The sequence below is a fragment of the Novosphingobium sp. KN65.2 genome (assembly GCF_001368935.1).
GTDB classification, from domain to species: domain Bacteria; phylum Pseudomonadota; class Alphaproteobacteria; order Sphingomonadales; family Sphingomonadaceae; genus Novosphingobium; species Novosphingobium mathurense.
The window spans coordinates 38,200-61,187 of the sequence record NZ_CCBH010000175.1 but is presented as its reverse complement, the minus strand read 5'-3'; the positions used below and the strand labels follow the sequence as shown (position 1 = coordinate 61,187).

Annotated in this window: 23 protein-coding genes; 11 read left to right on the top strand and 12 right to left on the bottom strand. The window is 64.2% G+C overall.

The features are described 5' to 3' along the window. The first annotated feature begins 462 nt into the window (after window positions 1–462). The 5 genes from SPHV1_RS17900 to SPHV1_RS17880 all read left to right on the top strand — a co-directional run bounded on the left by SPHV1_RS17900 (window position 463) and on the right by SPHV1_RS17880 (window position 8,216). A complete protein-coding gene (locus SPHV1_RS17900) occupies window positions 463–1,659 on the top strand; it encodes an efflux RND transporter periplasmic adaptor subunit (RefSeq protein WP_156367383.1) in 1,197 nt (398 codons plus the stop codon). A 6-nt stretch (window positions 1,660–1,665) separates the two neighbouring features. Then, a complete protein-coding gene (locus SPHV1_RS17895; protein ID WP_054947392.1) occupies window positions 1,666–4,860 on the top strand; it encodes an efflux RND transporter permease subunit in 3,195 nt (1,064 codons plus the stop codon). After that, a complete protein-coding gene (locus SPHV1_RS17890) occupies window positions 4,857–6,269 on the top strand; it encodes an efflux transporter outer membrane subunit (protein WP_054947391.1) in 1,413 nt (470 codons plus the stop codon). The genes SPHV1_RS17895 and SPHV1_RS17890 overlap by 4 nt, the downstream gene beginning before the upstream one ends. 175 nt (window positions 6,270–6,444) lie before the next feature. Then, on the top strand, window positions 6,445–6,933 hold the full coding sequence (locus tag SPHV1_RS17885; RefSeq protein ID WP_054947390.1) for a MarR family winged helix-turn-helix transcriptional regulator: 489 nt from the start codon (window positions 6,445–6,447) through the stop codon (window positions 6,931–6,933). A 290-nt stretch (window positions 6,934–7,223) separates the two neighbouring features. Beyond that, the gene (locus tag SPHV1_RS17880; protein ID WP_054947389.1) at window positions 7,224–8,216 is read left to right on the top strand and encodes a class I adenylate-forming enzyme family protein; all 993 of its coding nucleotides are present in this window, start codon (window positions 7,224–7,226) and stop codon (window positions 8,214–8,216) included. 36 nt (window positions 8,217–8,252) lie between these two features. Here SPHV1_RS17880 and SPHV1_RS17875 read toward each other — a convergent pair whose 3' ends face one another. The 4 genes from SPHV1_RS17875 to cysD form a co-directional block, all read right to left on the bottom strand. Beyond that, a complete protein-coding gene (locus tag SPHV1_RS17875; RefSeq protein WP_054947388.1) occupies window positions 8,253–8,699 on the bottom strand; it encodes a MarR family winged helix-turn-helix transcriptional regulator in 447 nt (148 codons plus the stop codon). A gap of 120 nt (window positions 8,700–8,819) precedes the next feature. Beyond that, window positions 8,820–9,557 carry a 3'(2'),5'-bisphosphate nucleotidase CysQ gene (locus SPHV1_RS17870; protein WP_054947395.1) on the bottom strand — a complete coding sequence of 246 codons (738 nt, stop codon included), beginning with the start codon at window positions 9,555–9,557 and terminating at the stop codon, window positions 8,820–8,822. Continuing rightward, on the bottom strand, window positions 9,557–11,482 hold the full coding sequence (gene cysN / locus SPHV1_RS17865; RefSeq protein ID WP_054947387.1) for a sulfate adenylyltransferase subunit CysN: 1,926 nt from the start codon (window positions 11,480–11,482) through the stop codon (window positions 9,557–9,559). Before cysN ends, SPHV1_RS17870 begins: the two co-directional genes overlap by 1 nt. Further along, on the bottom strand, window positions 11,482–12,384 hold the full coding sequence (gene cysD / locus SPHV1_RS17860) for a sulfate adenylyltransferase subunit CysD (RefSeq protein WP_054947386.1): 903 nt from the start codon (window positions 12,382–12,384) through the stop codon (window positions 11,482–11,484). Before cysD ends, cysN begins: the two co-directional genes overlap by 1 nt. A gap of 108 nt (window positions 12,385–12,492) precedes the next feature. Between cysD and SPHV1_RS17855 the strand changes: the two genes are divergently transcribed. Further along, on the top strand, window positions 12,493–13,587 hold the full coding sequence (locus tag SPHV1_RS17855) for a helix-turn-helix transcriptional regulator (protein WP_054947385.1): 1,095 nt from the start codon (window positions 12,493–12,495) through the stop codon (window positions 13,585–13,587). Between the two features lie 10 nt (window positions 13,588–13,597). Here the strand turns inward: SPHV1_RS17855 and thiE are convergent, their stop codons facing one another. Beyond that, window positions 13,598–14,269: a thiamine phosphate synthase gene (thiE, locus tag SPHV1_RS17850; protein ID WP_054947384.1), complete on the bottom strand. Its 672-nt coding sequence runs from the start codon at window positions 14,267–14,269 to the stop codon at window positions 13,598–13,600. Window positions 14,270–14,347: 78 nt separating this feature from the next. Here thiE and SPHV1_RS17845 point away from each other — a divergent pair, with 78 nt between their 5' ends. Next, entirely contained in the window at window positions 14,348–14,815 is a 468-nt protein-coding gene (locus tag SPHV1_RS17845; protein ID WP_054947383.1) for a hypothetical protein, read from the top strand. Here SPHV1_RS17845 and SPHV1_RS25845 read toward each other — a convergent pair. The 7 genes from SPHV1_RS25845 to tkt form a co-directional block, all read right to left on the bottom strand. Next, on the bottom strand, window positions 14,812–15,018 hold the full coding sequence (locus SPHV1_RS25845) for a hypothetical protein (RefSeq protein WP_054947382.1): 207 nt from the start codon (window positions 15,016–15,018) through the stop codon (window positions 14,812–14,814). The two genes, SPHV1_RS17845 and SPHV1_RS25845, sit on opposite strands and share 4 nt — an antisense overlap. A gap of 44 nt (window positions 15,019–15,062) precedes the next feature. Continuing rightward, complete coding sequence (locus SPHV1_RS25840) at window positions 15,063–15,359, bottom strand: hypothetical protein (RefSeq protein WP_054947381.1); 297 nt, start codon at window positions 15,357–15,359, stop codon at window positions 15,063–15,065. Window positions 15,360–15,441: 82 nt separating this feature from the next. After that, complete coding sequence (locus tag SPHV1_RS17830; protein ID WP_054947380.1) at window positions 15,442–16,353, bottom strand: fructose bisphosphate aldolase; 912 nt, start codon at window positions 16,351–16,353, stop codon at window positions 15,442–15,444. A gap of 123 nt (window positions 16,354–16,476) precedes the next feature. After that, entirely contained in the window at window positions 16,477–17,676 is a 1,200-nt protein-coding gene (gene pgk / locus SPHV1_RS17825; RefSeq protein ID WP_054947379.1) for a phosphoglycerate kinase, read from the bottom strand. Beyond that, the gene (locus tag SPHV1_RS17820; RefSeq protein ID WP_054947378.1) at window positions 17,673–18,107 is read right to left on the bottom strand and encodes an MOSC domain-containing protein; all 435 of its coding nucleotides are present in this window, start codon (window positions 18,105–18,107) and stop codon (window positions 17,673–17,675) included. The genes pgk and SPHV1_RS17820 overlap by 4 nt, the downstream gene beginning before the upstream one ends. Window positions 18,108–18,169: 62 nt before the next feature. Further along, complete coding sequence (gene gap / locus SPHV1_RS17815; RefSeq protein WP_054947377.1) at window positions 18,170–19,177, bottom strand: type I glyceraldehyde-3-phosphate dehydrogenase; 1,008 nt, start codon at window positions 19,175–19,177, stop codon at window positions 18,170–18,172. 14 nt (window positions 19,178–19,191) lie between these two features. Beyond that, window positions 19,192–21,180, bottom strand: coding sequence for a transketolase (gene tkt, locus SPHV1_RS17810; RefSeq protein ID WP_054947376.1), 1,989 nt, complete (start codon window positions 21,178–21,180; stop codon window positions 19,192–19,194). 133 nt (window positions 21,181–21,313) lie between these two features. On the opposite strand from tkt, the gene SPHV1_RS25835 reads away from it, so the two are divergent. The 4 genes from SPHV1_RS25835 to SPHV1_RS17790 all read left to right on the top strand — a co-directional run bounded on the left by SPHV1_RS25835 (window position 21,314) and on the right by SPHV1_RS17790 (window position 22,926). Beyond that, a complete protein-coding gene (locus tag SPHV1_RS25835) occupies window positions 21,314–21,586 on the top strand; it encodes a hypothetical protein (RefSeq protein ID WP_156367382.1) in 273 nt (90 codons plus the stop codon). 40 nt (window positions 21,587–21,626) lie between these two features. Next, entirely contained in the window at window positions 21,627–21,950 is a 324-nt protein-coding gene (locus tag SPHV1_RS17800) for a cell division protein ZapA (RefSeq protein WP_054947374.1), read from the top strand. A 156-nt stretch (window positions 21,951–22,106) separates the two neighbouring features. Continuing rightward, on the top strand, window positions 22,107–22,709 hold the full coding sequence (locus SPHV1_RS17795; RefSeq protein ID WP_054947373.1) for a 5-formyltetrahydrofolate cyclo-ligase: 603 nt from the start codon (window positions 22,107–22,109) through the stop codon (window positions 22,707–22,709). A gap of 1 nt (window position 22,710) precedes the next feature. Further along, window positions 22,711–22,926 carry a DUF2842 domain-containing protein gene (locus SPHV1_RS17790; protein ID WP_054947372.1) on the top strand — a complete coding sequence of 72 codons (216 nt, stop codon included), beginning with the start codon at window positions 22,711–22,713 and terminating at the stop codon, window positions 22,924–22,926. Window positions 22,927–22,988 lie beyond the last annotated feature (62 nt).

The window sequence follows — 22,988 nt, the reverse complement described above, 5'->3', positions numbered from 1 at the left end:
TCGGAGATGATTGCACTCATACCCCCTCCCCGCTTTCAGCAGAAAATATGCAAGGGGTTGGGGTGGCGAGCACCCGGCGTCGGCGGTTCGGTTCCCAAACGCGGAATCGCACAAAAAGGTTGGACAAGAGGCGCGCGGGACTCAGCAGGCGCTCGTCGGTCAAGCCGCTTGGTTGGTCAAAGCCAAGCGCTTGATTAGAAACAAATGCCCCACTCCGTCCCCGGGCACCACTCTTCTCCCCCAAGGGAACGCAAGAGTGGCGCACTGACATAAGCCCCCGATCGATTATCACCCAAGATTGCACGCCTGCTCTGGACCCGCATGTCCGGTGCGCCCGCCCTTGCGAAATGTAATCGTCATTCGCATAGCTGTAAGAATTTGTCGCAATTGCGAAATGCAAGCTTGCGACGTCATCCGAATGAACGGATATCAAGGCCTTCTGATCATCAGACGGTGCTTGTCTTGAAACTTCTCCCCCCTGAGCCGGCGCGTGCCGGGCAGCTTCGACGTGGCATCATTGCAGCGATCACCCTGACGGCCCTTTCTGCCTGTTCCGGTGGAACGTCGCAGGATCGCGGCGCAAGAACGGCCACGGTCGGCTATGTCGTCGCCAGGCCGACCGACGTGCCAGTGGAAGTCGTGCTGGGAGGGCGCACAGTCGCCTACGAGACTTCGGAAGTGCGCCCCCAGGTTTCGGGCGTGATCAAGAAGCGCTATTTCACCGAAGGCAGCTTTGTCCGTGCCGGACAGCCCCTTTTTCAGATCGACCCCAGCCTCTACCGCGCCGCAGTCAACCAGTCCGAGGCCAACCTCGCCAGCGCCCGCGCCTCGGCCGATGCCGCTGCAGTGAAGGCCGAGCGCTACCGGCCGCTCGCCGACATGGAAGCCATCGCCAAGCAGGACTACACCGACGCTCTGGCCCAGGCCCGCGTCGCCAAGGCTGCCGTTGCGCAGAATGCCGCGGCGCTCGATACCGCGCGCATCAACTTGCGCTTCACGACCGTCCCCGCACCGATCAGCGGCCGCATCGGTCGTTCGCTGTTTACGGTCGGCGCCCTTGCCAGCGCGAGTCAGAGCGACCCGCTTGCGGTGATCCAGCGCACCGACCCGATCTTCGTCGACATGAAACAGTCCTCCACGGACCTGACCGCCTTGCGCCAGAAGCTGAGCCGGGGCGGTGCGCGCGCAGGCAGCGCGTCGGTTCGCCTCAAGCTGCAGGACGGAACGGACTATGGGGCAACCGGCACGGTCAAGTTCTCCGAAGTGACGGTCGACGAGGCGACCGGCACCGTGACCATTCGCGCCCAGTTTCCCAATTCCGAAGGCCTGCTGCTGCCGGGCATGTTCGTGAACGCCGTCTTCGACCAGTCCATCGAGCAGAACGCCTACCTCGTGCCGCAAGCCGCAGTGCTGCGCGACTTCGACGGCAGCGCCTACGTCATGGTCGTAGGCAAGGATAACAAGGCGATGCGTCGCAAGGTCACCTCCGGACGCACGAGAGGCCAGTACTCGGTCATCACCGGGGGACTTTCCAGAGGCGACAAGGTCATCGTCGACGGGCTGAACGGTCTCAAGCAGGGAGCTGGGATCAAGCCGGTACCGGCCTCCACCCCGGAAAAGGTTGCTTCGCCCGCCAAGCCTTCCGGCAAGCAAGACTGACCGCGAATGTCCCGGATCTTCATCGACCGCCCGATCTTCGCCTGGGTGCTTGCGATCATCGTGATGCTTGGGGGCATCGGTGCGCTCGCACTCCTGCCCAACGAACAATACCCGGACATCGCGCCGACCGAAGTCAACATCCGCGCCACTTACCCGGGCGCTTCTGCCGAGACCGTCGAGAACAGCGTGACGCAGATCATCGAGCAGCAGCTTACCGGGATCGACGGCCTCCTCTATTTCAGTTCGCAGTCGACCAATCGCGGCCAGGGCACCATCACTGCAGTCTTCAGCAAGGGGACCGATCCGGACATCGCCCAGGTCCAGGTCCAGAACAAGGTGCAGACCGCGCTGTCCCGGCTGCCGCAATCGGTCCAGAACCAGGGCGTAAGGGTCACCAAGTCCAACCCGGACCAGTTGCTGGTTGTCGCGGTCTTTGACGAGACCGACACGCGTTCGAACCAGGACGTTTCCGACTACCTGACCTCCCACATCCAGGACCCGCTATCGCGCATCGAAGGCGTGGGTGACGTTCGCGTCTTCGGATCGCCGCACGCCATGCGCATCTGGCTCGATCCGGCACGGCTTGCCGCGGTCTCGCTCATGCCCAGCGACGTGATTGCCGCAATCAGGGCCCAGAACACCGAAGTCGCGGCCGGCGAAGTGGGCGGCCTGCCCTCACCCGACGACCAGGCCATCGATGCCATCGTCACCGCCGGTTCGAGATTGCAGACCCCGGATCAGTTCCGCCGGATCGTCGTCAAGACGAAGACCGACGGCTCGACCGTGACCATCAGCGACGTCGCGAGGGTCGAAATCGGGGCAGAAAACTATTCCTCGGTCACCCGCGTCAACGGGCACCCCGGTGCCGGCATCTCGATTTCGCTGTCGCCCGGCGCCGACGCGCTGCAGACCGCAGAGCGCGTCAAGACGGCGATGACCGCCCTTTCGTCCGATTTGCCCGACGGCATGAACTACATCTACGCCAACGATTCCACGACCTTCATCAAGCTGTCGATCTCGGAAGTGGCGAAGGCCCTGTTCGAAGCTATCGTGCTGGTCGTGCTGGTGATGTTCGTCTTCCTGCAGAGCTGGCGCGCCACGCTCATTCCGGCCATCGCCGTCCCGGTCGTCCTGCTCGGCACCTTCGGGATCTTCTACCTCGCGGGCTTCTCCATCAACACCATGACCCTGTTCGGGCTGGTGCTGGCGATCGGCCTGCTGGTCGACGATGCCATCGTCGTGGTCGAAAACGTCGAGCGGCTCATGGAGGAAAATCCCGGCATGAGCGCACGCGAGGCGACCATCCTGTCGATGCAGGAAATCCAGGTGGCCCTCGTCGCGATTGCGCTGGTACTTTCGGCCGTGTTCCTGCCCATGGCCTTTTTCGGCGGCTCCACCGGCGTGATCTATCGCCAGTTCTCGCTGACGATCATCTCGGCCATGGTGCTCTCGGTGCTGGTCGCGCTGATCCTCAGCCCGGCCCTGACCTCCACTCTGCTCAAGCCCAGGAACGGCGACGACGCGCCGGCCTGGCTGGAAAGGCGCCTGCCCTCATTCGCGCGGTTTCTGGACAAGTTCCACAAGGGCTTCAACCGCACCGTCGAACACGGCACGGAGCGCTACGGCAGGGCCGTCGAGCGCGTCGTCGAGCAGAAATGGCGGTGGCTTGGTATCTTTGCGGTGGTCTGCGTCGCAACTTATGCCCTGTTCATTAGACTCCCCACCGGCTTCCTGCCCAACGAGGACCAGGGCTCGATCTTCGTGCAGTGGCGTCTGCCGGCCGGAACGCCGCGCTCGAAGACGGAGGAGGTACAGGATCAGGTCGAGAAGTATTTCCTCGGCGAGAACAAGGACCTCGTCTCCGGCATGCTCACGATCTCGGGCGGCGGCCTCGGGGCATCGGGCCAGAACACAGGCACCGGGTTCCTCAACCTGATCGACTGGGACGACCGGCCCGGCGACGAGAACACGGCGCAGGCCATCGTCGACCGCACCTCGGCAGCGTTCGGCGGCTTGCGCAATGCACAGGTTTTCGCGCTGGTGCCCGGATCGATCCGCGGTCTCGGGCAGAATTCCGGCTTCACCATGGAACTGCAGAACAATGGCGGGATGAGCCGGACCGATTTCGCCGCCGCGCGCGACAGGCTTCTGGCGCTGGCGAACAGCGATCCCCGCCTCGCCCAGGTTCGCCTCAGCGACTTGCCCGACGTCTCCACGCTCAAGGTCGATACGAACACGCAGGCGCTGAGCGCCTATGGCCTGTCGCAAAACGACGTGAACGCGACCCTGAGCACGGCCTGGGGCGGCGACTACGTCAACGATTTCCTCGACGAGGGTCGCATCAAGAAGGTCTATGTCCAGGGCGACGCGCAGTACCGCTCGCGCCCTGAAGACCTCAGCCAGTGGTTCGTGCGCGGTTCCAACGGGCAGATGGCGCCATTCTCGGCCTTCTCGAAAGTGAGCTGGTCGACTGCCCCCAGCAGCAGTTCGCGCTTCAACGGACTTCAGGCCTACGAGTTCTCGGGCACGCCCGCGCCCGGCGTCAGTTCTGGCACGGCGATGGACGTGATGGAGGAACTGGCCAGCCAGATCCCCGGCACGAGCGTGGCCTGGGCAGGTTCCTCCTACCAGGAGCGGCTCTCCACGGGTCAGGGGCCACTGCTCTACGGCCTTTCGCTGCTGGTCGTGTTCCTCTGCCTTGCCGCACTTTATGAAAGCTGGTCGATCCCGGTCGCGGTGATCCTGGTGATCCCACTCGGCCTGCTGGGAGCGATCGTCTTCGTAACCCTGCGCGGCCTGGAAAACGACGTCTACCTGCAGATTGGCCTGCTCACCACGATGGGCCTTGCCGCGAAGAACGCGATCCTCATGATCGAGTTCGCCGAGCAGGCCGAACGGCAAGGCAAGCGCGTGATCGACGCCGCCCTCGAAGCGGCGCGGATTCGCCTGCGTCCGATCCTGATGACGAGCTTCGCCTTCATCTTCGGCGTGCTGCCGCTGGCACTGGCGACGGGTGCCGGCGCGAACAGCCGCGTGGCCATCGGCACCGCCGTCGTCGGCGGGATGCTGACCGCAACGATCCTGGCGATCTTCTACATCCCGCTGTTCTTCGTCCTTGTCCGGCGCGGCGTTCGCGACGGCCTGGCGGCAGCCCGGCGCAAGCTTGCCGAGCGACGCTCAGAAGCGGGAGAAGGCGCATGATGCTCTCCTCCAGGGCACGCCTTGCCATCTTGCTCCCGGCCATGGCGCTGGGGGCCTGCTCGATGGCCCCGAAGTATGTCCAGCCCGACGCACCGGTGCCGGCTTCCTGGCCTGCGGGCGACGCATACCTTACGCAAAGCGAGGCTGCGCTTCCCCTCGTCTCCTACACCGGGATCTTTCGCGACGAGCGACTGCAGGCGCTGATCCGGCAGGCACTGGCCAACAACCGCGACTTGCGCGTGGCCGCCGCCAATGTCGCGGCCGCCCGTGCGCAAGTGCGTGTCGTGCGTTCAGATCAGTTCCCAGAACTCGGCGTGAGCGGCTCTGCGACTTATGCCGATCGTCAGGGCAGCAGCGGCGACGGCTGGTCCTATTCGGCGCAGGGCGGCGTCTCCAGCTTCGAACTGGACCTGTTCGGCAAGCTCGCCAATGCCACCGAAGCGCAGCGCAATGCGGCGCTGTCGACGGAATCGGCGGCACGGACCGTCCGGCTCGGCCTCGTCGCGGATCTTGCCCGCGCGTGGTCCACGTATGCGGCGGACAAGGACCTGCTGCGTATCGCACAGGAAACTGCAGCCAATGCTCAGCGCAGCGTGGAACTGACCGGTGCCCTGCTGAAGGCGGGCGTCGCTCCGCGCACGGATCTGCGGCAGGCCCAGCAGGTCCTCGAGACCGCGCGCGGGGACCTCGCTTCGCAGCAGACGGCGCTGGCGCAGGACATCAACGCCATCCGCCTGCTGGTCGGCGCCGACATCGACCGGACCATGCTTCCCGACACCATCGACCAGGTGAACGATAGTCTGGCCGTCCTGCCCGCCGGGACGAGTTCGCAAGTCCTGCTTCGTCGCCCCGACGTCATCGGTGCGGAATACGACCTGCGCGCCGCCAATGCCGACATCGGCGTGGCCCGCGCCCAGCTCTTTCCCTCGATCTCGCTGACCGGCCTGCTGGGATTTGCCAGCAAGTCGCTGTCGTCGCTGTTTACCGACGGGGCCTTTTCGGCGACCGGCGGCGGGAATGCCGGCTGGTCGATCTTCAACGCTGGCGGCAAGGGCGCGAACGTCGATGTCGCCAAGGCCCGGCGCGACGCAGCCCTCGCCACTTACGAAAAGACGATCCAGACCGCCTTCAGCGAAGTGGCCGACGCCCTGGCCGATCAGGGTACGCTGTCCGAGCGCCTGCGCTCTGCCCGGGCATTTACCGAGGCCGCCAACGATACGGCGAAATTGACCGAGGCCCGCTACAGACAGGGCATCGACAGTTATCTCGACAACCTCGATGCCCAGCGTAGCCTCTATTCGGCGCGCAAGGCCGAAGTGGCTGTTCGGCTTGCCGTCGCTTCGAACCGGATCACGCTCTACCGCGTGCTGGGCGGCGACCAGGCAAGCGACGCTGCCGCTTCCGACTAGACGGGCACCTCTCGCGAACCGGACGAAGGACCGACAAGGTATCGCGCCGTCGAAAACTCGGCGAGCGAGCTTGACCTTGCGCCTTGCCGAAGCTCACCCTTGCACTGCGCGATTGTGTCAGTTCCACAAGGGGCGGCGCAGGGTGCGGGATCGAAGGGAACGGCAAGGAGCGGACGTGGCGACTGAAGCTGAAAAGACATCCGCGGACATTTCCAAGAATCCTTTCAGCGGCGAGAATATCGAACCCCGCCGCCAGATCGCCTTGAACTTGACCGTCATTGCCCGGCTCTTGCGCAACAATTTCGATCGCAAGGTCGCAACGCTCAACGTCACCCGATCGCAATGGACCCTGATCGCTGTCGTTTCCCGCAATCCCGGTGCCACGCAGCGGGTGATCGCCGAGCACCTGGAAATGTCGGAAGCCTCGGCGGGGCGCCTCATCGACAGGCTTTGCGCCGAGGGCCTGCTGATCCGGCGCGACCGCAAGGATGACCGCAGAGCCCGTGCCATCTACCTGACCGAAGCGGCCACCCCCTTGCTCGAACAGCTCCACCAGATCGCCACGGCCAGTGAAGACCGCATGTTCAGCCACTTCTCCGTCGAGGAGATCGATCAGCTCCAGGATTTCATGGCGCGCATCTACGAGAACGTCAGCCGCGGCTGAGACATACGGTGCGCGCTAACCTCTCCGCGGAGCGCGCACTCTTCTTCGCATCCGCCAAAAGCTCTCCCGCCCCCTGACTTTTGCGCCGAAAAGCACTACATTCAGCCGAAAGCAGATAAAGATGCGGTGAGGATGTCGAGACCATGGTCGAGACCCGGCTGACAGTTGCTGCGCTATGTTCCGAGCCTGCTCATCAGGCCCGCCTCCTTTGGCGCGTACCGCCATCGTGCGCGCATTCCCCGATCTTTCGCCCACCCCGCCGTAACGGTCCCAAAGGCTGAGTAGATCAGATGAACATCGCACTCCTTCTCGAACGCGCGGCCGCATCCGCACCCGACCAAATCGGACTGGTCTGCAACGAGCGATCGTGGCGTTACGGAGACCTGCTCGATGCCGCGCGCGGCGCCTTCGAACTGATACAGGAGAGCGAAGCCGAGGCCGTCGCAATCATCGACGAGAACAACGAAGCCGCCGTCTTTGCGATGTTCGGCGCAGCCCTGGCAGGCGTGCCGTATTGCCCGCTCGACTGCGCACTGCCCGACGAGGTGCTGACCGCCGAACTGGAACGGCTCGTTCCCGCAATCGTCGTCGGCGACGAGGAACGCGCTACGCGCATTGCCGGTGCGCAGGGACACATGATCCTCTCGCGCGAAGAATTCAGCCTCAAGGCGCAAGAGACTGTACCTGCCGACGATGCCCGCGAATACGATCCCGGCGAAGGCGTCGCGATCGAGATTTTCCAGCATGTCACCAACGGATCGCCCAAGGCGGAGATCTTCCGCCACGCCGAATTGCTGGAACATGTCTCCCGTGCACCGGCCACGCTCGCTTCTGACGAGCCGGGCGTCACCTTACTGGCTGTGCCTCCCCATGACGGTGCTGGCATTCTTGCCTTGCTCTGCTCCGTTCAGGCGCATCGCAAGGTGATCCTGCTGCCCGCCATTACCACCGAGAGATGGTTTGCCTTGGTGGAAACCCAGAGGGTTTCTCAGGCACTGGTGGTTCCGCCCCTGCTGGCGCGCATTGTCGAGGAGATGGAAGCGGGAATGGCGCGGGATCTCTCGACCCTGCGCGGCATCGCCTGCGCCGGAGCCGAGATCCCCCTGGAGATCATGCGAAGAGCACTTGAGCTGTTTCCCTCGACAGATTTCACCAGCGCCTGGGGCCGCGCAGGGCCACGCGACACGATCACCGTCCTTGCGCACGACTCGCTTGCCGGAGTCGAAGCAAAGCTGGCGCATTCCGAAGGGCCAATGCCCCGTTTCGACATCCGACCGAGCTGACTGGCGCAAGCGGTTCTCCGCCGAACCAACAGGCGTTCAATCCTCGTCGTGAGCCGATGCGATCGGCTTGCCGCTAAGGTTCAGGCGGATTTTCTCGAGAGTTTCGAACAACTGGGCCTGTTCGGCATCCGAAACACCGGCGAGGGCCAGGTCGGAAATTTCAACCGAAAGCGGTTCAAGCTGCCCGACAAGTCCCTGCCCGCGTTCCGTCAGGAACAGGCGCCAGGCCCGGCGATCGGTGGGATCGGCGCGGCGCTCAACCAGCCCTGCATCCTGCATGCGGTCAATCATGCGACCGGCAGTAATCGGCTCAACTTCGAGGATCTCGGCCAGTTCGCCCTGCTTGATGCCTTCATGGCGTCGCAAGACGTAGATGACCTGCCACTGGGGGCGCGTGATGCCGATTTCCCGCGCGCGCTGGTCGAATCTGCGACGCATCAGCCGCGCGACCTGCCCCAGAAGTGTGCCGAGCCTTCGTTCCATGGCCGAAAACTTAGTAGGCTTGCTTATTATTGACCAGTGCAAATATTGCGTCGGTCAGTGCACGATGCAAATGCCTTGCGGGGATCCAGCTGCAATGCCGGATCACCGCAAGCACCTGAATCAAAGGAAGGCTTTCACTTCGCGCAGGACCATCTCGGCATGTTCCTTACGGCAGATCAGCAGGTCGGGCATGTAGACGTCCTGCTGGTTATAGACGAGCGGGTTGCCGTCGATGCGCGACACATGCAGGCCCCAGCCAAGCGCGACCGCAGCAGGCGCGCAGCTGTCCCACTCGTACTGACCGCCCGAGTGCAGATAGATATCCGCTTCGCCGCGCAGGATCGCCATGGCCTTGGCACCGGCAGAGCCCATGGGCACGAGTTCGCCGCCAATTGCCTCGCACACGCCGGTGGCCTCCTTGGCCGGACGGGTGCGGCTTACCACCATGCGCAGCTTTTCCGGTGCAGCGGGAAGTTCACCCGGCTGATCCGACCGCAGGACCTCGCCAAGCCCGGGCAGCGCAACCGCGCCCAAGACCGGCACGCCATTTACCGCCAAGCCGACGTGGACGGCCCAGTCGGCACGCTCCTCGCCATATTCGCGGGTACCGTCGACCGGATCGACGATCCAGACGCGCTCCTTCGAGAGGCGTTCGGCGTTGTCCTTTTCCTCCTCCGAAAGCAGTCCGTCATCCACGCGCTGCTGGCGCAGCGCGTGGACGAGGAACTGGTTCGCCGTCTGGTCCCCCGCCTTGCCGAGCGACTTGCCCTCGAACATGCCGGATTCGCGCACCTCGATGAGGATCTTGCCGGCGACCCCGGCAAGATGTGCGGCAAGATCGCCGTCGGTCATCATCATCATGCGTCTCCCAGGAGCGTGTCGACGATCAGGTTCGCCGCCTCTTCAGGCGACATCTTCGTCGTGTCGATCCGGATTTCCGGGCTGCGCGGGGCTTCGTAGGGGCTGTCGATGCCGGTGAAGTTCTTCAGCTCACCGGAACGCGCCTTCTTGTAGAGGCCCTTGACGTCGCGGGCTTCGGCTACCTTGAGCGGCGTGTCGATGAAGACCTCGAAGAATTCGCCGTCGGGCAGCATCGAACGCACCATTTCGCGATCCGCCTGGAAGGGCGAGATGAACGCGGTGATGACGATCAGGCCGGCGTCCGCCATCAGCTTCGAGACTTCGCCGACACGGCGGATGTTCTCGATGCGGTCGCTTTCGGTAAAGCCAAGGTCCTTGTTCAAGCCGTGGCGCACGTTGTCGCCATCGAGCAGGAAGGTGTGCCGGTTCATCCGGTGCAGCTTCTTCTCGACCATGTTGGCGATGGTCGACTTGCCCGAACCGGAAAGACCGGTAAACCAGAGCACTGCCGGCGTCTGGTTCTTGAGCGCGGCATGCTGCTTGCGACCGATGTCGAGCGCCTGCCAGTGCACGTTCTGCGAACGGCGCAACGAGAAGTTGATCATGCCCGCCGCAACCGTGGCGTTGGTCATCTTGTCGACGAGGATGAACCCGCCCAGCGCCCGGTTGTCCGCATAGGGCTCGAACACGACCTGCTTGTCGGTCGTGATTTCGGCCACGCCGATCTCGTTCAGTTCAAGCGTCTTGGCCGCCATGTGCTCCATGGTGTTGACGTTGACCGTGTACTTGGGCTCCTGAACCGTGACCGATACGGTCTGCGTGGCAAGCTTGAGCCAGTAGGCCCGGCCCGGCACAAGTGCCTCGTCTGCCATCCACACGATGGTGGATTCGAACTGGTCGGCCGTCTGCGGCGGATTGTCGGCGACCGAGATCACCGAACCGCGCGAACAGTCGATCTCGTCCTCGAAGCAGACGGTGACGGACTCGCCGGCCACTGCCTCTTCGATGTCGCCGTCGAAAGTGACGACCTTGCTGACGGTGCTGGTCTTGCCCGAAGGCAGGACACGGATCTTGTCGCCCGGCTTGACCGCACCGGTGGCGATGAGACCGGAGAACCCGCGGAAGTCGAGGTTCGGGCGGTTGACCCACTGCACCGGCATGCGGAACGGCTTGTCAGCGTCGACCGAGCTGATGACCTCGACGGTCTCGAGATGCTCGACGAGCGTCGGGCCCTTGTACCAGGGCGTGTTCGCCGAAAGCGTCGTGATGTTGTCGCCCTTGAAGCCCGAAATCGGCATGGCCGTGAAGCTCTCTATGCCGATCGAGTTGGCGAACCCAGTGTAGTCGGCGACGATCTTGTCGAAGACTTCCTGGCTATAATCGACGAGGTCCATCTTGTTGACGGCCAGGACGATGTTCTTGATGCCGATCAGGTGGCACAGGTACGAGTGACGGCGCGTCTGCACCAGCACGCCCTTACGCGCGTCGATCAGGATCACCGCGAGGTCGGCGGTCGAGGCGCCGGTCACCATGTTGCGGGTGTACTGTTCGTGGCCCGGGCAGTCAGCGACGATGAACTTGCGCTTCTCGGTGTTGAAGAAGCGATAGGCGACGTCGATGGTGATGCCCTGTTCGCGCTCGGCGGCGAGACCGTCGACCAGCAGCGCGAAGTCGATTTCCTGCCCCTGCGTACCGACCTTCTTCGAATCCGAAGTCAGCGCGTCGAGCTGGTCCTCGAAGATCATCTTCGAATCGTAGAGCAGACGCCCGATCAGCGTGGACTTGCCGTCATCGACGCTGCCGCAGGTGATGAAACGCAGCATCGTCTTGTGCTCATGCTGCTCGAGGTAGGCGTCGATGTCCTGCGCGATCAGCTCGTCAACGACGTACACCGGCTCGTTCCGGGTCTTGGTGTCGGTCATCAGAAGTACCCCTGCTGCTTCTTGACTTCCATGCCGGCACCGCCGGCATCCTTGTCGATGGCGCGGCCCTGCCGCTCGGACGTGGTGGTGAGCAGCGTTTCCTGGATCACCTCGGGGAGCGTCTTCGCCTCGCTCTCGACAGCACCGGTCAGCGGGTAGCAGCCCAGCGTGCGGAAGCGGATCGAGCGCATGACCGGCTCTTCGCCGGGCTTCAGCGGGAAGCGTTCATCGTCGACCATCAGCAGCATGCCGTCGCGCTCAACGGTCGGGCGCTTTTCGGCGAAGTAGAGCGGAACGATCGGAATGTCGTTCAGGTGGATGTACTGCCACACGTCGAGCTCGGTCCAGTTCGAGATCGGGAAGACACGGATCGATTCCCCGCGCGCCTTCTTGGCATTGTAGAGGTTCCACAGCTCGGGCCGCTGGTTCTTCGGGTCCCAGCCATGCGAGGATGTGCGGAACGAGAAGATGCGCTCCTTGGCGCGGCTCTTTTCCTCGTCCCGGCGCGCACCGCCGAATGCGGCGTCGAAACCGTACTTGTCGAGCGCCTGCTTGAGCCCCTCGGTCTTCCACATGTCGGTATGGAGCGAACCGTGATCGAAGGGGTTGATGCCCTTCTCCTGCGCTTCGGGGTTCTGGTAGACGAGCAGATCCATGCCCGAGAGTTCGGCCATCTTGTCGCGCAGCTCGTACATCGCCCTGAACTTCCAGGTCGTGTCGACGTGGAGTAGCGGGAACGGCGGCGGCGAGGGATAGAAAGCCTTGCGCGCAAGGTGCAGCATGACGGCGCTGTCCTTGCCGACCGAGTAGAGCATCACCGGCCTTTCGGCTTCGGCAACGACTTCCCGGATGATGTGGATGCTCTCGGCCTCCAGCCTCTCGAGGTGGGTCAGTGTCTTCATCTCAATCCCTTCGCGTGGGCTTCGGCGGGGATCGGCACGGCCGTCGCCCGTCTGTCGCGCATGTCATTGCAGGGATGACATTTGCGCGAACCTCCCATATGGGAGGGTATGGCTCTGACCAGCACCGACGAAACCGATCTGATCCTCCCCCTGTTCACGGGAATGCGCGAGAATCCGCGCTTCGCGACGTTCCTCGAGCGCCTGCGCCGCAGGACGGATGCAAACCATATCGGACTCATCCATCGCACTCACGATTGGGCCGGGAAGCGTGAGGCCACCTATTTCGCCGGGGAGGACCTGCGCCGCCGCGCAGTCGAGACCGGCAGTCCCGATCCATTCGAGACCGACCACGCGCTGTTCGAACAACTGCGGCCAAACCGGGTGTACAGCCTCTCCGAACTCGTCGAACACGACCCTGTCGCCCGAGCCGCCCGGGCACGCAGAATGGCGAACCTGGGCCTTGCCGACGAGCGCATCGTGCGCATCACAGATGGCGAGACCTTCACAGCGTGGCTCATGCTGGCCCGGAGCAAACCCTGCTCCGCCGCCGACAGCGCCCTGCTCTCCAACCTCGCTCCTTATGTCGCAATCGCGCTGGGCAATCTGGTGGCCGCCGAACGCGACCGCCTGCTTGCCCGGATCAATTCCCTGAGCCTCACCCGCGCCGGTCGGGGCTGGATGACCTTCGACCGCGAGCAACGCCTGACTGCCATCGATCCCGAGACCGCGTCCTACTGGGAAAGGCATTGCGGCGGCGAACCGCGCATCGGCGAACGGCTGCGCGCACTGGACAAGGGCGCGGAACGCGAGCTGGCGATGGCTATCACCGATCTGTCAGACAATCCGCAGCATCCGGCGCACCCCGTCCTGCTGCGCCGGGGCCCCCGGATGGAAGCGCTGTTGATGGCCATGGACGGAGGGAGCGAGCAGCCCGGAGATATTCTGGCGCTCGTCCCTCTCCCGCACGATTCGCCGACACAGGGCGCGACGCGGCTTTCACAGGTTCACGATCTGCCCCCGCGCGAAGCCGAGCTTGCCATGGCACTGGCCGGTGGACACTCCATCGCCGAAAGCGCCGAGCGCATGGGCCTTACGCTGGAGACCGCGCGGAACTATTCGAAGCGGCTCTACGCCAAGCTGGGCGTGCGCGGTCAGGCCGAACTGGTACGCCTCGTCTACGAGAGTACCGCGGTCCTCGCCTGACCGCGAGGTATCACGGCATCGCGGCGGCAATCGCCTCGTTGAAAGCCTTTACCGCGGCCACCTCGTCGCCGTTCCAGACCGCCCCCGACACGGCAAGGAAATCCGCCCCTGCCGCAACGAGCGATCCGCAATTTTCAGGCGTGATGCCGCCGATAGCAACACAGGGGATCTCGAAGATACGCTGCCACCATTCGAGCAGGTCGAGGCCCGCCTTGTGCTTCACGTCCTTGGTGGTGGTGGGAAAATAGGCGCCGAAGGCCACGTAGTCGGCCCCGGCATCGCCCGCTTCCATGGCGAGGTGGCGACTGTCGTGACAGGTCACGCCGATCTGCGCATCGCGGCCCAACGCCTTGCGGGCCTCCTCGACGGTACCGTCTTCCTGTCCGAGATGCACGCCGTCCGCGCCCAGGCGCTTGGCGAGGCTGATCGAATCGTTGACGATGAAGGCGACATCCCGCTCGGCGCAGATTGCCTGGAGCGGCTCGGCAAGCCGCGCGGCCTCGTGCTGGTCAATGTCCTTCACGCGAAACTGGAAGGCCGCGACCGGCCCCGCGTCGAGCGCGCGGGCAAGGCGCTCGGGAAAGTCCCCGTCCACCTTGAGCGGAGAGATCAGGTAGAGCAGCGTCGGCTCGCGCGCGATTTCGTCCTGGTCGGCTTGGTCGGTGTCGATTTGATCGGTCATGGCAGCCCTCTAGCCCTGCACGCGCCTTGCGCCAAGCATTCCGGAGCGGTTCATCTGCCGCATGTTGTGATCGCACCCATGATCGCAAGACAATCCTATCTTCTGCTCACCAGTCTGGCGGCAGGCTTCGCCCTTGCCGGGTGCACCATCATTCCTCCGGCAGAGCCACAGTCCGCCCCGCTGCCACCACAGGAACAGACGAACGACGCCCCCACGGGCGAACAGGCTCCCCTCACGTACGCAGCCCTTGGCCAGAGCGTCGATGTCGACGGTCCGCGCGTCATGCCGCTGGAGGTCCTCGAAGACAGCCGCTGCCCGATGAACGCCCGCTGCGTCTGGGCCGGACAAGTCCGCCTGCGCATCCGGATCGATCTGGGCTCCGGCAGCACCACCCGCGAGATCGCCTCCGGCAAGCCGCTTCAGGTGGCCGACGGCAGCCTGGAACTCGTCGAAGTACGACCAGACCGGGTGGCCGGAGGCGAAAGCGGCGGCGTGATCGATCCGGGCACCTATCGCTTCGGCTTCCGCTTCATGGGCGGGCTCTAGGCGGCAGCGTCGATCGCGCACTCTGTGCAGCCATGCCAGCCCAGCCCGCGACAGGTCTCGTAGCCGGGAGTCAGGCCATAGGCGACGATCCTGCCGTCCTTGCTGTCACAGCCCCACTCTGCCTCGGGCTTGAGCGGATAGGTCTTGCCGAATGCACCCGGCTCGGTCGATGCGATGACCCGGTAGCGGGAATCGGGCAGCATGACCCTGGAATGCTTGCGCACTTCCAGCGAAAGAGAAATGCCCCCTACGATAGACCGTGCCGGAACCAGTCCTCGCGCGACACATCGGCACCGATGACGCCGCGGTAGCGCTCGGGCCGGCCATTGGCGATGACATTGCCGGAACGATCGGCAATCGAGAGATCGAGATAGACGGTGCAGGACCACAGGATCGTGGCGAGCCGGGATGTGGCATGGGCAACGGCTTCGTCACTGGGCTGCTCGGCCACACTGACCAAGGCACTGTCGGTCGCCCACCAGCGTACATCGCAGGAGCGTTCGTAGAAGTTACGGTCCATGATCTCCACGGCATTGCGCGCCATGTCGGCATAGCGGCTGGGAGCACGAAAAAAGGCGGCGCCCGCTCGGGCACCGCCTTTCCGCAAGCCGGTAAGATCAGACCGGTCAGGCCGCCGCAGCGGCGCCAGCCTTCTGGGTCGAACCCTTGTAGATCTCGTCTATCGCAGCGCCGAGCGAGGCGTCGAATTCCTCGTCGCTCATCTGCGCACGCAGGTCCTGCAGCAGCGCGCGGCTGAAGCTGGCGATGATGCCCTTGTTCTTGGCAAGCTCGACGCAGGCCTCGGGACGCTCGTAGCCGCCCGAAAGCGCAACAACGCGCAGCACCTTGGGATGTTCGACGAGAGCGTCGAACGTGCCCGGGACGACCGGCAGCGAAAGCTTGAGCATGACCTGCTGGCCTTCCGGCAGCGCGTCGAGGTTCTTGAGGATCTCGGCGAGCAGGAGCTTGTCGCACTCGGCGCGCGTCTCGCTCTTGATGTTCACCTCGGGCTCGATGATCGGCATCATGCCGTGCGAGAGGACCTGCTGGCCGATTTCGAACTGCTGCTTGACCACGGCGGCGATGCCTTCGGCGTTCGCCGAATTGATCACCGAACGCTCCTTGGTGCCGAACACGCCCAGCGCCCTGGAACGTTCCAGCAGCGCGTCGAGCGTCGGCATCGGCTTCATCAGCTGCACGCCGTTGGCTTCGTCCTCGAGACCCTTGTCGATCTTGATGAAGGGCACGATGCCCTTGTTGATCAGCGCGGTCGGAGTGGGAACGCCGTCAACCTGGCCGTCCATGGTGCGCTCGAACAGGATCGCGCCGATGACCTTGTCGCCGGTGAAGGCAGGAGAAGAGATGATGCGGCTGCGCATTTGATGGATCAGACCGAACATTTCCTCTTCGGTCGACCAGGCGCCTTCCTCGATGCCGTAGCCCTTGAGGGCCTTCGGCGTGGAGCCGCCGCTCTGGTCGAGCGCGGCTATGAAACCGTCTCCATCGGCCATCTTGGCCGTCATCTGTGAAACTTGCATGGTTCTCCTCCTGGTTGTCTCACGTGTTGATAATCGGGGCTATCTGCGGGGGTGCTGGCGCGCAACCTCGGCAAAGGGCTTAATCCGCTCAAGCGCCTTTGCCTCGCGAGGTGCGGTTCGCGCTCAGGCCTCCAGCACGGCGACGCCGGGCAGTTCCTTGCCTTCCATCCATTCGAGGAAAGCGCCGCCGGCCGTCGAGATATACGAGAAGTCCTGCGCCACGCCCGCGTGGTTGAGCGCAGCAACGGTATCGCCGCCACCGGCCACCGAGATCAGCGAACCCTCCACGGTCAGGGCCGCGGCCGTGCGTGCGAGGGCGACCGTCGCCGCATCGAAAGGCACAGTTTCGAAGGCACCCATGGGACCGTTCCAGACGAGCGTGCGGCAGGTCTTGAGGACATCGCCAAGCGCCTCGACTGCAAGCGGGCCGACGTCGAGGATCATCTCGTCGGCAGCAACCTCGTGGACGTTGCAGGTGCGCAGCGACGGCGGGTTGGCCGCGAATTCCTTCGACACGACCACCTCGTAGGGCAGATGCACGGTGCAGCCGGATTTGTCAGCGGCTTCGAGGATCTCGTTGGCGGTGCCGGTCAGGTCATGCTCGCAAAGCGACTTGCCAACATCGACGCCCTTGGCGGCGAGAAAGGTGTTGGCCATGCCGCCGCCGATGATCAGGTGATCGACCTGGCTCACAAGGTGCTTGAGCACATCGAGCTTGGACGAGACCTTGGCGCCGCCGACAACGGCCGCCACCGGCTTTTCCGGTGCCCCGAGCGCCTTGTCGAGCGCTTCAAGCTCGGCCTGCATCGATCGGCCCGCATAAGCCGGCAGGACGCGGGCCAGGCCCTCGGTCGTCGCATGCGCACGGTGCGCGGCAGAGAATGCGTCGTTGACGTAGAAGTCGCCGTTCTCGGCAATCGCCTTGACGAAATCTGGGTCGTTCTTTTCCTCGCCCTTCCAGAAGCGCGTATTCTCGAGGATCGCAATGTCGCCGGGACGCAGGATGTCGACCGACTGCGCAACTACAGGACCGGTGACTTCGGGCACGAACATGACTTCCGTGCCCAGAACCTTCTCGACCGCGCCGACCACCATCGAGAGCGACAGGGTAGAGGAGCGTTCCCCCTTCGGACGGCCGAAATGGGCCAGCAGCAGGACCTTGGCCCCCTTCCCGGCCAGTTCCAGAATCGTCGGAGCAGCCGCGCGAATGCGGGTCTCGTCGGTTACCGCGCCGCCCTGCATCGGCAGGTTGAGGTCGACGCGCACCAGCGCCACCTTGCCGTTCACGTCGCCCAGGTCATCAAGGGTCTTGAAAGCGCTCATTGCTCGATCCTTACTTCGTTTCCGACGGCGATTTCGCCATCGTCCAGCACCCGGCCCAGCACGCCGCCACGCCAGTCCGGCGCCAGCGCGGCCATCAGCCCGGGCTTGATTTCATCCATGCGGCTGCATGGATCGCATTCCATGGTTATCTCGATGCGGCAGTTCGGCCCGATCACGATCACCGCACCCGCTTCTCGCGGCAGGCGAAGGCCCGAGACGCACAGGTTCCCCCGCCGGGCATGCCACGGCAGGAGCGCATCTTCGGAAATGTGCAGATCGTGCAGCGCTGCGTGCCAGCTCTCAAGCTCGATCAACGAGACCTGCCGGCGCGGCTGCCGCTTGCGCCCGTCCGGGCCCTGACGCACGACGCCGCGAAAGTCCCCTTGGACTCCCGCGGCGGCAGTGACGGCGACGGACGGTAATTCCTCCATGGCACCACGCGATCGCGAACGCCGCGCTATGCCAAGGAGTGTGCCCGTCGCCGGATTCACTTTCAGAGGAACTTCGCCATCGCACCCGCAGTGTCGAGCATGCGGTTCGAGAAGCCCCACTCGTTGTCGTACCAGGATACGACGCGCACGAACTTGCCTTCCATGACGGCCGTTTCGAGGCTGTCGACGGTCGAGCTCGCCGGGTAGTGGTTGAAGTCCGAGGAGACCAGCGGCTGATCGGTGTAGGCCAGAACGCCCTTCATCGCGCCTTCCGACGCAGCCTTGAGCGCGGCGTTGATCTCTTCCTTGGTGGTTTCGCGCTTCGGCACGAAGCACAGATCGACCAGGCTGACGTTCGGGGTCGGCACGCGGACCGAAGAACCGTCCAGCTTGCCCTTGAGTTCCGGCAGCACGAGGCCGACCGCACGGGCAGCGCCGGTGGTGGTCGGGATCATGTTGGCGGCACCGGCGCGGGCGCGGCGCAGATCGCTGTGGATCTGGTCGAGCATGCGCTGGTCGTTGGTGTAGCTGTGGATCGTGGTCATGAAGCCATGCTCGATGCCGACGGTGTCGTTGAGCACCTTGGCAACCGGGGCGAGGCAGTTCGTGGTGCACGAAGCGTTCGACACGATGATGTGATCAGCGGTCAGCGTCTCGTGGTTCACGCCGAAGACGACGGTGTTGTCGACGCCGGTGGCCGGAGCCGAGATCAGAACGCGCTTGGCGCCCGCGTCGAGGTGCGGCTGCGAAGCTTCCTTAGACTGGAAGAAGCCAGTGCACTCGAGAACGATATCGATGCCCAGTGCCTTGTGCGGCAGCTTGCCCGGCTCACGCTCGGCAGTGACGACGATGTCCTTGCCGTTGACGGTGATCTTGCCTTCGCCGGCCTCCACGGTGCCGGGGAAGCGGCCGTGGGTGCTGTCATAGGCAAAGAGGAGAGCGTTCGACTTGGTGTCGGCCAGGTCGTTGATCGAAACGAGGTCGAGACCGCAGTCCGGGCGCTCGAGAATAGCCCGGGCGACAAGGCGTCCGATACGTCCGAAACCGTTGATAGCAACCTTGGTCGCCATAAAATTCTCCTCCTTTAGGCGCTTAGCTTATCAAGAATCTTGGGCACGATGGATTCGGCGGTGAAGCCGAAGCGTGCAAACAGGTCCTTTGCCGGCGCGGACGCGCCGAACCGGTCGATGCCGATGTTGAGACCGCCGTTGCGGCTTGCAGCGGTATAGCGCTCCCAGCCCAGGGTCGAACCGGCCTCGATCGAGACACGCAGGATCGACGGATCGTGCGGAAGCACTTCGTGCTTGTACGCTTCATCCTGCGCTTCGAACAGCTCCATGCAGGGCATCGAGACGACATCGGCGCCGATATCCTGCGTTTCCAGCTGCTCTGCGACCTTTACCGCCAGTTCCACTTCGGAACCGCTGGCGACCAGGATCACCTTGCGATCGGCCGAAGCATGCCGAAGCGTGTAGGCGCCGCGCGCGGAGAGCATGTCACCGCTCTTGCGAAGCTGCGGCAGGTTCTGGCGGGTCAGCGCGAGAACCGAAGGCGTGTCCTTGGACTGCAGCGCGATGTTCCAGCACTCGGCCGTCTCGATCACGTCCGCAGGGCGGAACACATAGAGGTTCGGGATCAGGCGCAGGCTCATGACCTGCTCGATCGGCTGGTGGGTCGGGCCGTCCTCGCCCAGACCGATGGAATCGTGGGTCAGGACGTAGATCGCGCGGGTCTGCTGCAGCGCCGAGAGGCGGATCGCATTGCGGCAGTAGTCCGAGAAGATCAGGAAGGTGCCGCCGTAGGGAATGACGCCGCCGTGCAGCGCCATGCCGTTCATCGCCGCGGCCATGCCGAATTCACGGATGCCGTAATAGACGTAGCGACCGGCGTAGTTGTCCGGTGTGAACGGCTCCTGGCACTTGGCCTTGGTGTTGTTCGAGCCGGTAAGGTCGGCCGAACCGCCGACCATCTCCGGCACTACCGGCGCCAGTACGTTGAGGCAGTTTTCCGAAGCCTTGCGGGTGGCAACGGTGGTGTCTCCGTCGAGCCAGCCAGCGAAAGTCTTCGCGGCCTCGTCGCCTTCCGGCAGGTCGCCGGCCATGCGGCGGCTGAATTCGGCAGCGTCGGCACTGGCAGCCAGACGGCCTTCCCACTCAGCACGGGCCTTGGCGCCGGCTTCGCCCAGCGAACGCCAGTCGGCAAGGATTTCGGCCGGGATCTCGAAGGGAGCTGCCGTCCAGCCCAGGTATTCGCGCGCAGCGGCGACTTCATCGGGGCCGAGCGCGGCGCCGTGGACGTCGTGGCTACCCTGCTTGTTGGGCGCTCCCTTGCCGATCACCGTCTTACAGGCCACGAGCGAAGGCTTGTCCGAGGCAGCGGCTTGGGCCAGCGCACGCTCGATGTCGGCGAAATCGTGACCGTCGCACGAGAAGACGTCCCAGCCGGTGGCGCGGAAGCGCGCGGGGATGTCCTCACTCGTCGACAGCGAGGTATCGCCGTCGATGGTGATGTTGTTGTCGTCCCACAGAACCTTGAGGCGGCCCAGCTTGAGGTTGCCGGCAAGGCCGATCGCCTCGTGGTTGATGCCTTCCATGAGGCAGCCGTCGCCAGCGATGACCCAGGTCTTGTGGTCGACGAGGCCGTCACCGAAAGTGCCGTTGAGCTGACGCTCGGCCATCGCCATGCCAACCGCCATCGCAAGGCCCTGGCCCAGCGGACCGGTGGTGCACTCGACGCCCGGGATCAGGAAGTTTTCCGGGTGGCCGGCGCAGACCGAGCCGAGCTGGCGGAAGTTGCGGATGTCGTCCATCGTCGGGCTGGCGTAGCCGGTCAGGTGGAGTAGCGAGTAGATCAGCATCGAGCCGTGACCGGCCGACAGCACGAAGCGGTCGCGGTCGGGCCACTTGGGCGCGGCAGGATCGAACTTCAGGAACTTGGAGAACAGCACCGTGGCGACATCGGCCATGCCCATCGGCATGCCGGGGTGACCGCTGTTGGCAGCCTGGACCGCATCCATCGAGAGCGCCCTGATGGCGTTGGCCATCGGCGCGAGGCGGTTGGGGGCAAGGGTCATCTGGTGGCTCCCGAAAACGGAAATTACTGGGCGATTCGAAATTCCGGACCCCCTTTAGGGAGAGGCGGCTCCCCGTCAAGTTCGCCAGTCAGTTTCGCGCGACCGACCAGTTGAGCAGCACGTCGAAATGATTGTGAACAACAAGGGCCAATTGCTTGCGTTTTATCTGCTTTCCGGTAGCCAAAGAACGATGGAACAGGCGGCGATCTGTGAAGCACTGCAAAGGATCGAGGCAGCGCTTGCGCGTGTCGAGGGAGCAACTCGGCAGGCCGTCGACCTGCGCGGTCGCCACGAGGCCCTGATCGAGCAGCACGAAGCCCTCGCCACCCGGCACGTGACGCTCAAGTCCAGCGTCGAGCAATCGCTGTCCCGGATCGACGGACTGATCGGACAGGCCGATAAATGATCCGGCGGATCCCGAACGATTTTTCGAAGCCCCTGAAGTCATGAGCAACGTCACCCTTTCCATCGGCTCACGCCGCTTCACCGTCGCCTGCGCCGACGGCGAGGAAGCCCACGTCGCCGAACTGGGAGACCTGATCGACGCGAAGGTCAGCCAGGCTGGCGCCCAGGGCCAGACCGAAACGCGCATGCTCCTCTTTGCAGCACTCCTGCTGGCAGACGAGGTCCACGAGCTGCGCCGCTCGGGCACGAACGCCCCTGCCCCGGCAGCAGAACTGCCCGAGGATCTGGCCGAACGCCTTGCCCAAGTGGCCGACCGGATAGAAAATATCGCAAACCTCCTTGAGGCTGGCGCCGGCAACGCCTAACTAGGGCTCGACGGGATCTGCCCGGCACGAGCCGTTCGAACATCCCTGAGGCTATAAGCAATCCAAGGGGGCTGTCCCTGCCCGGACCCTGGTCCGACGCACATGGCTCCCACCTGACGTTGAGGCGTCAGAGGATTTCTAGGAAAACGACCCACGGTGGACCCGTCACCCCCATTTCCCGCGAATGAAGCGAAGGCCCGGTTGCGCAGGGCCTTCCGGACCGCACGGCGCGAGCATGTCGCCGCGCTGCCGCAGGGCATGCGCGCGCTCATGCTCAACCGGCCGCCGTCGCCCATTGCGCAGATGATGCCTGAAGGGGCCGTGATCGGCCTCTATTACCCGGTCGGCGACGAAGCACCTTCTCTGGGCTGGGCGCGCTGGCTGGTCGAAAACGGCCGCCGCATTGCCCTGCCCGCTTTCGAATCGCGCGAAAGTCCGATGGAGTTTCGTGCCTGGACCGATCCCTTCGTCGACGACGAACTGGCAATCTCACCATGGGGCGGGTTGCAGCCCGACCGCCCTCTTGAGCCGCTGATCCCCGATCTCGTCGTCGTGCCGCTGATTGCCTTTACAGAGCGCGGTGAACGTCTCGGTCAGGGCGGCGGACACTACGACCGCTGGCTCGCCGCCAATCCGCATGTACGTGCCATCGGGCTTGCATGGGATTGCCAGATCGCCGATGCGCTTCCGATCGAGGATCACGACAGGCTTCTCGAAGCCGTCGTGACGCCGACCCGGATCTATCAAGGAAGCGAATGAGATGCGCGAGACACCGACATGGCGAATCCCGACCGGGGTCCTGGGCCTGTGCGTCGCGCTTGCGGTCTACGGCATTCTCATTGCGACTTACGTGCCGCCGCTGATCGGCAACTGGCATACCCTGGCGCAGACGCCGGTCTACGTCGTGCTCGGCGTCGTGTGGATCATGCCCCTGCGACGCTTCCTGATCTGGATGGAGACCGGTCGCTGGGGCTGAGCCTTTTGCAGCCGCGGACAGTTCCCGAATTTCGTCACGGACGGCCGCCTGCGCGGCCATCC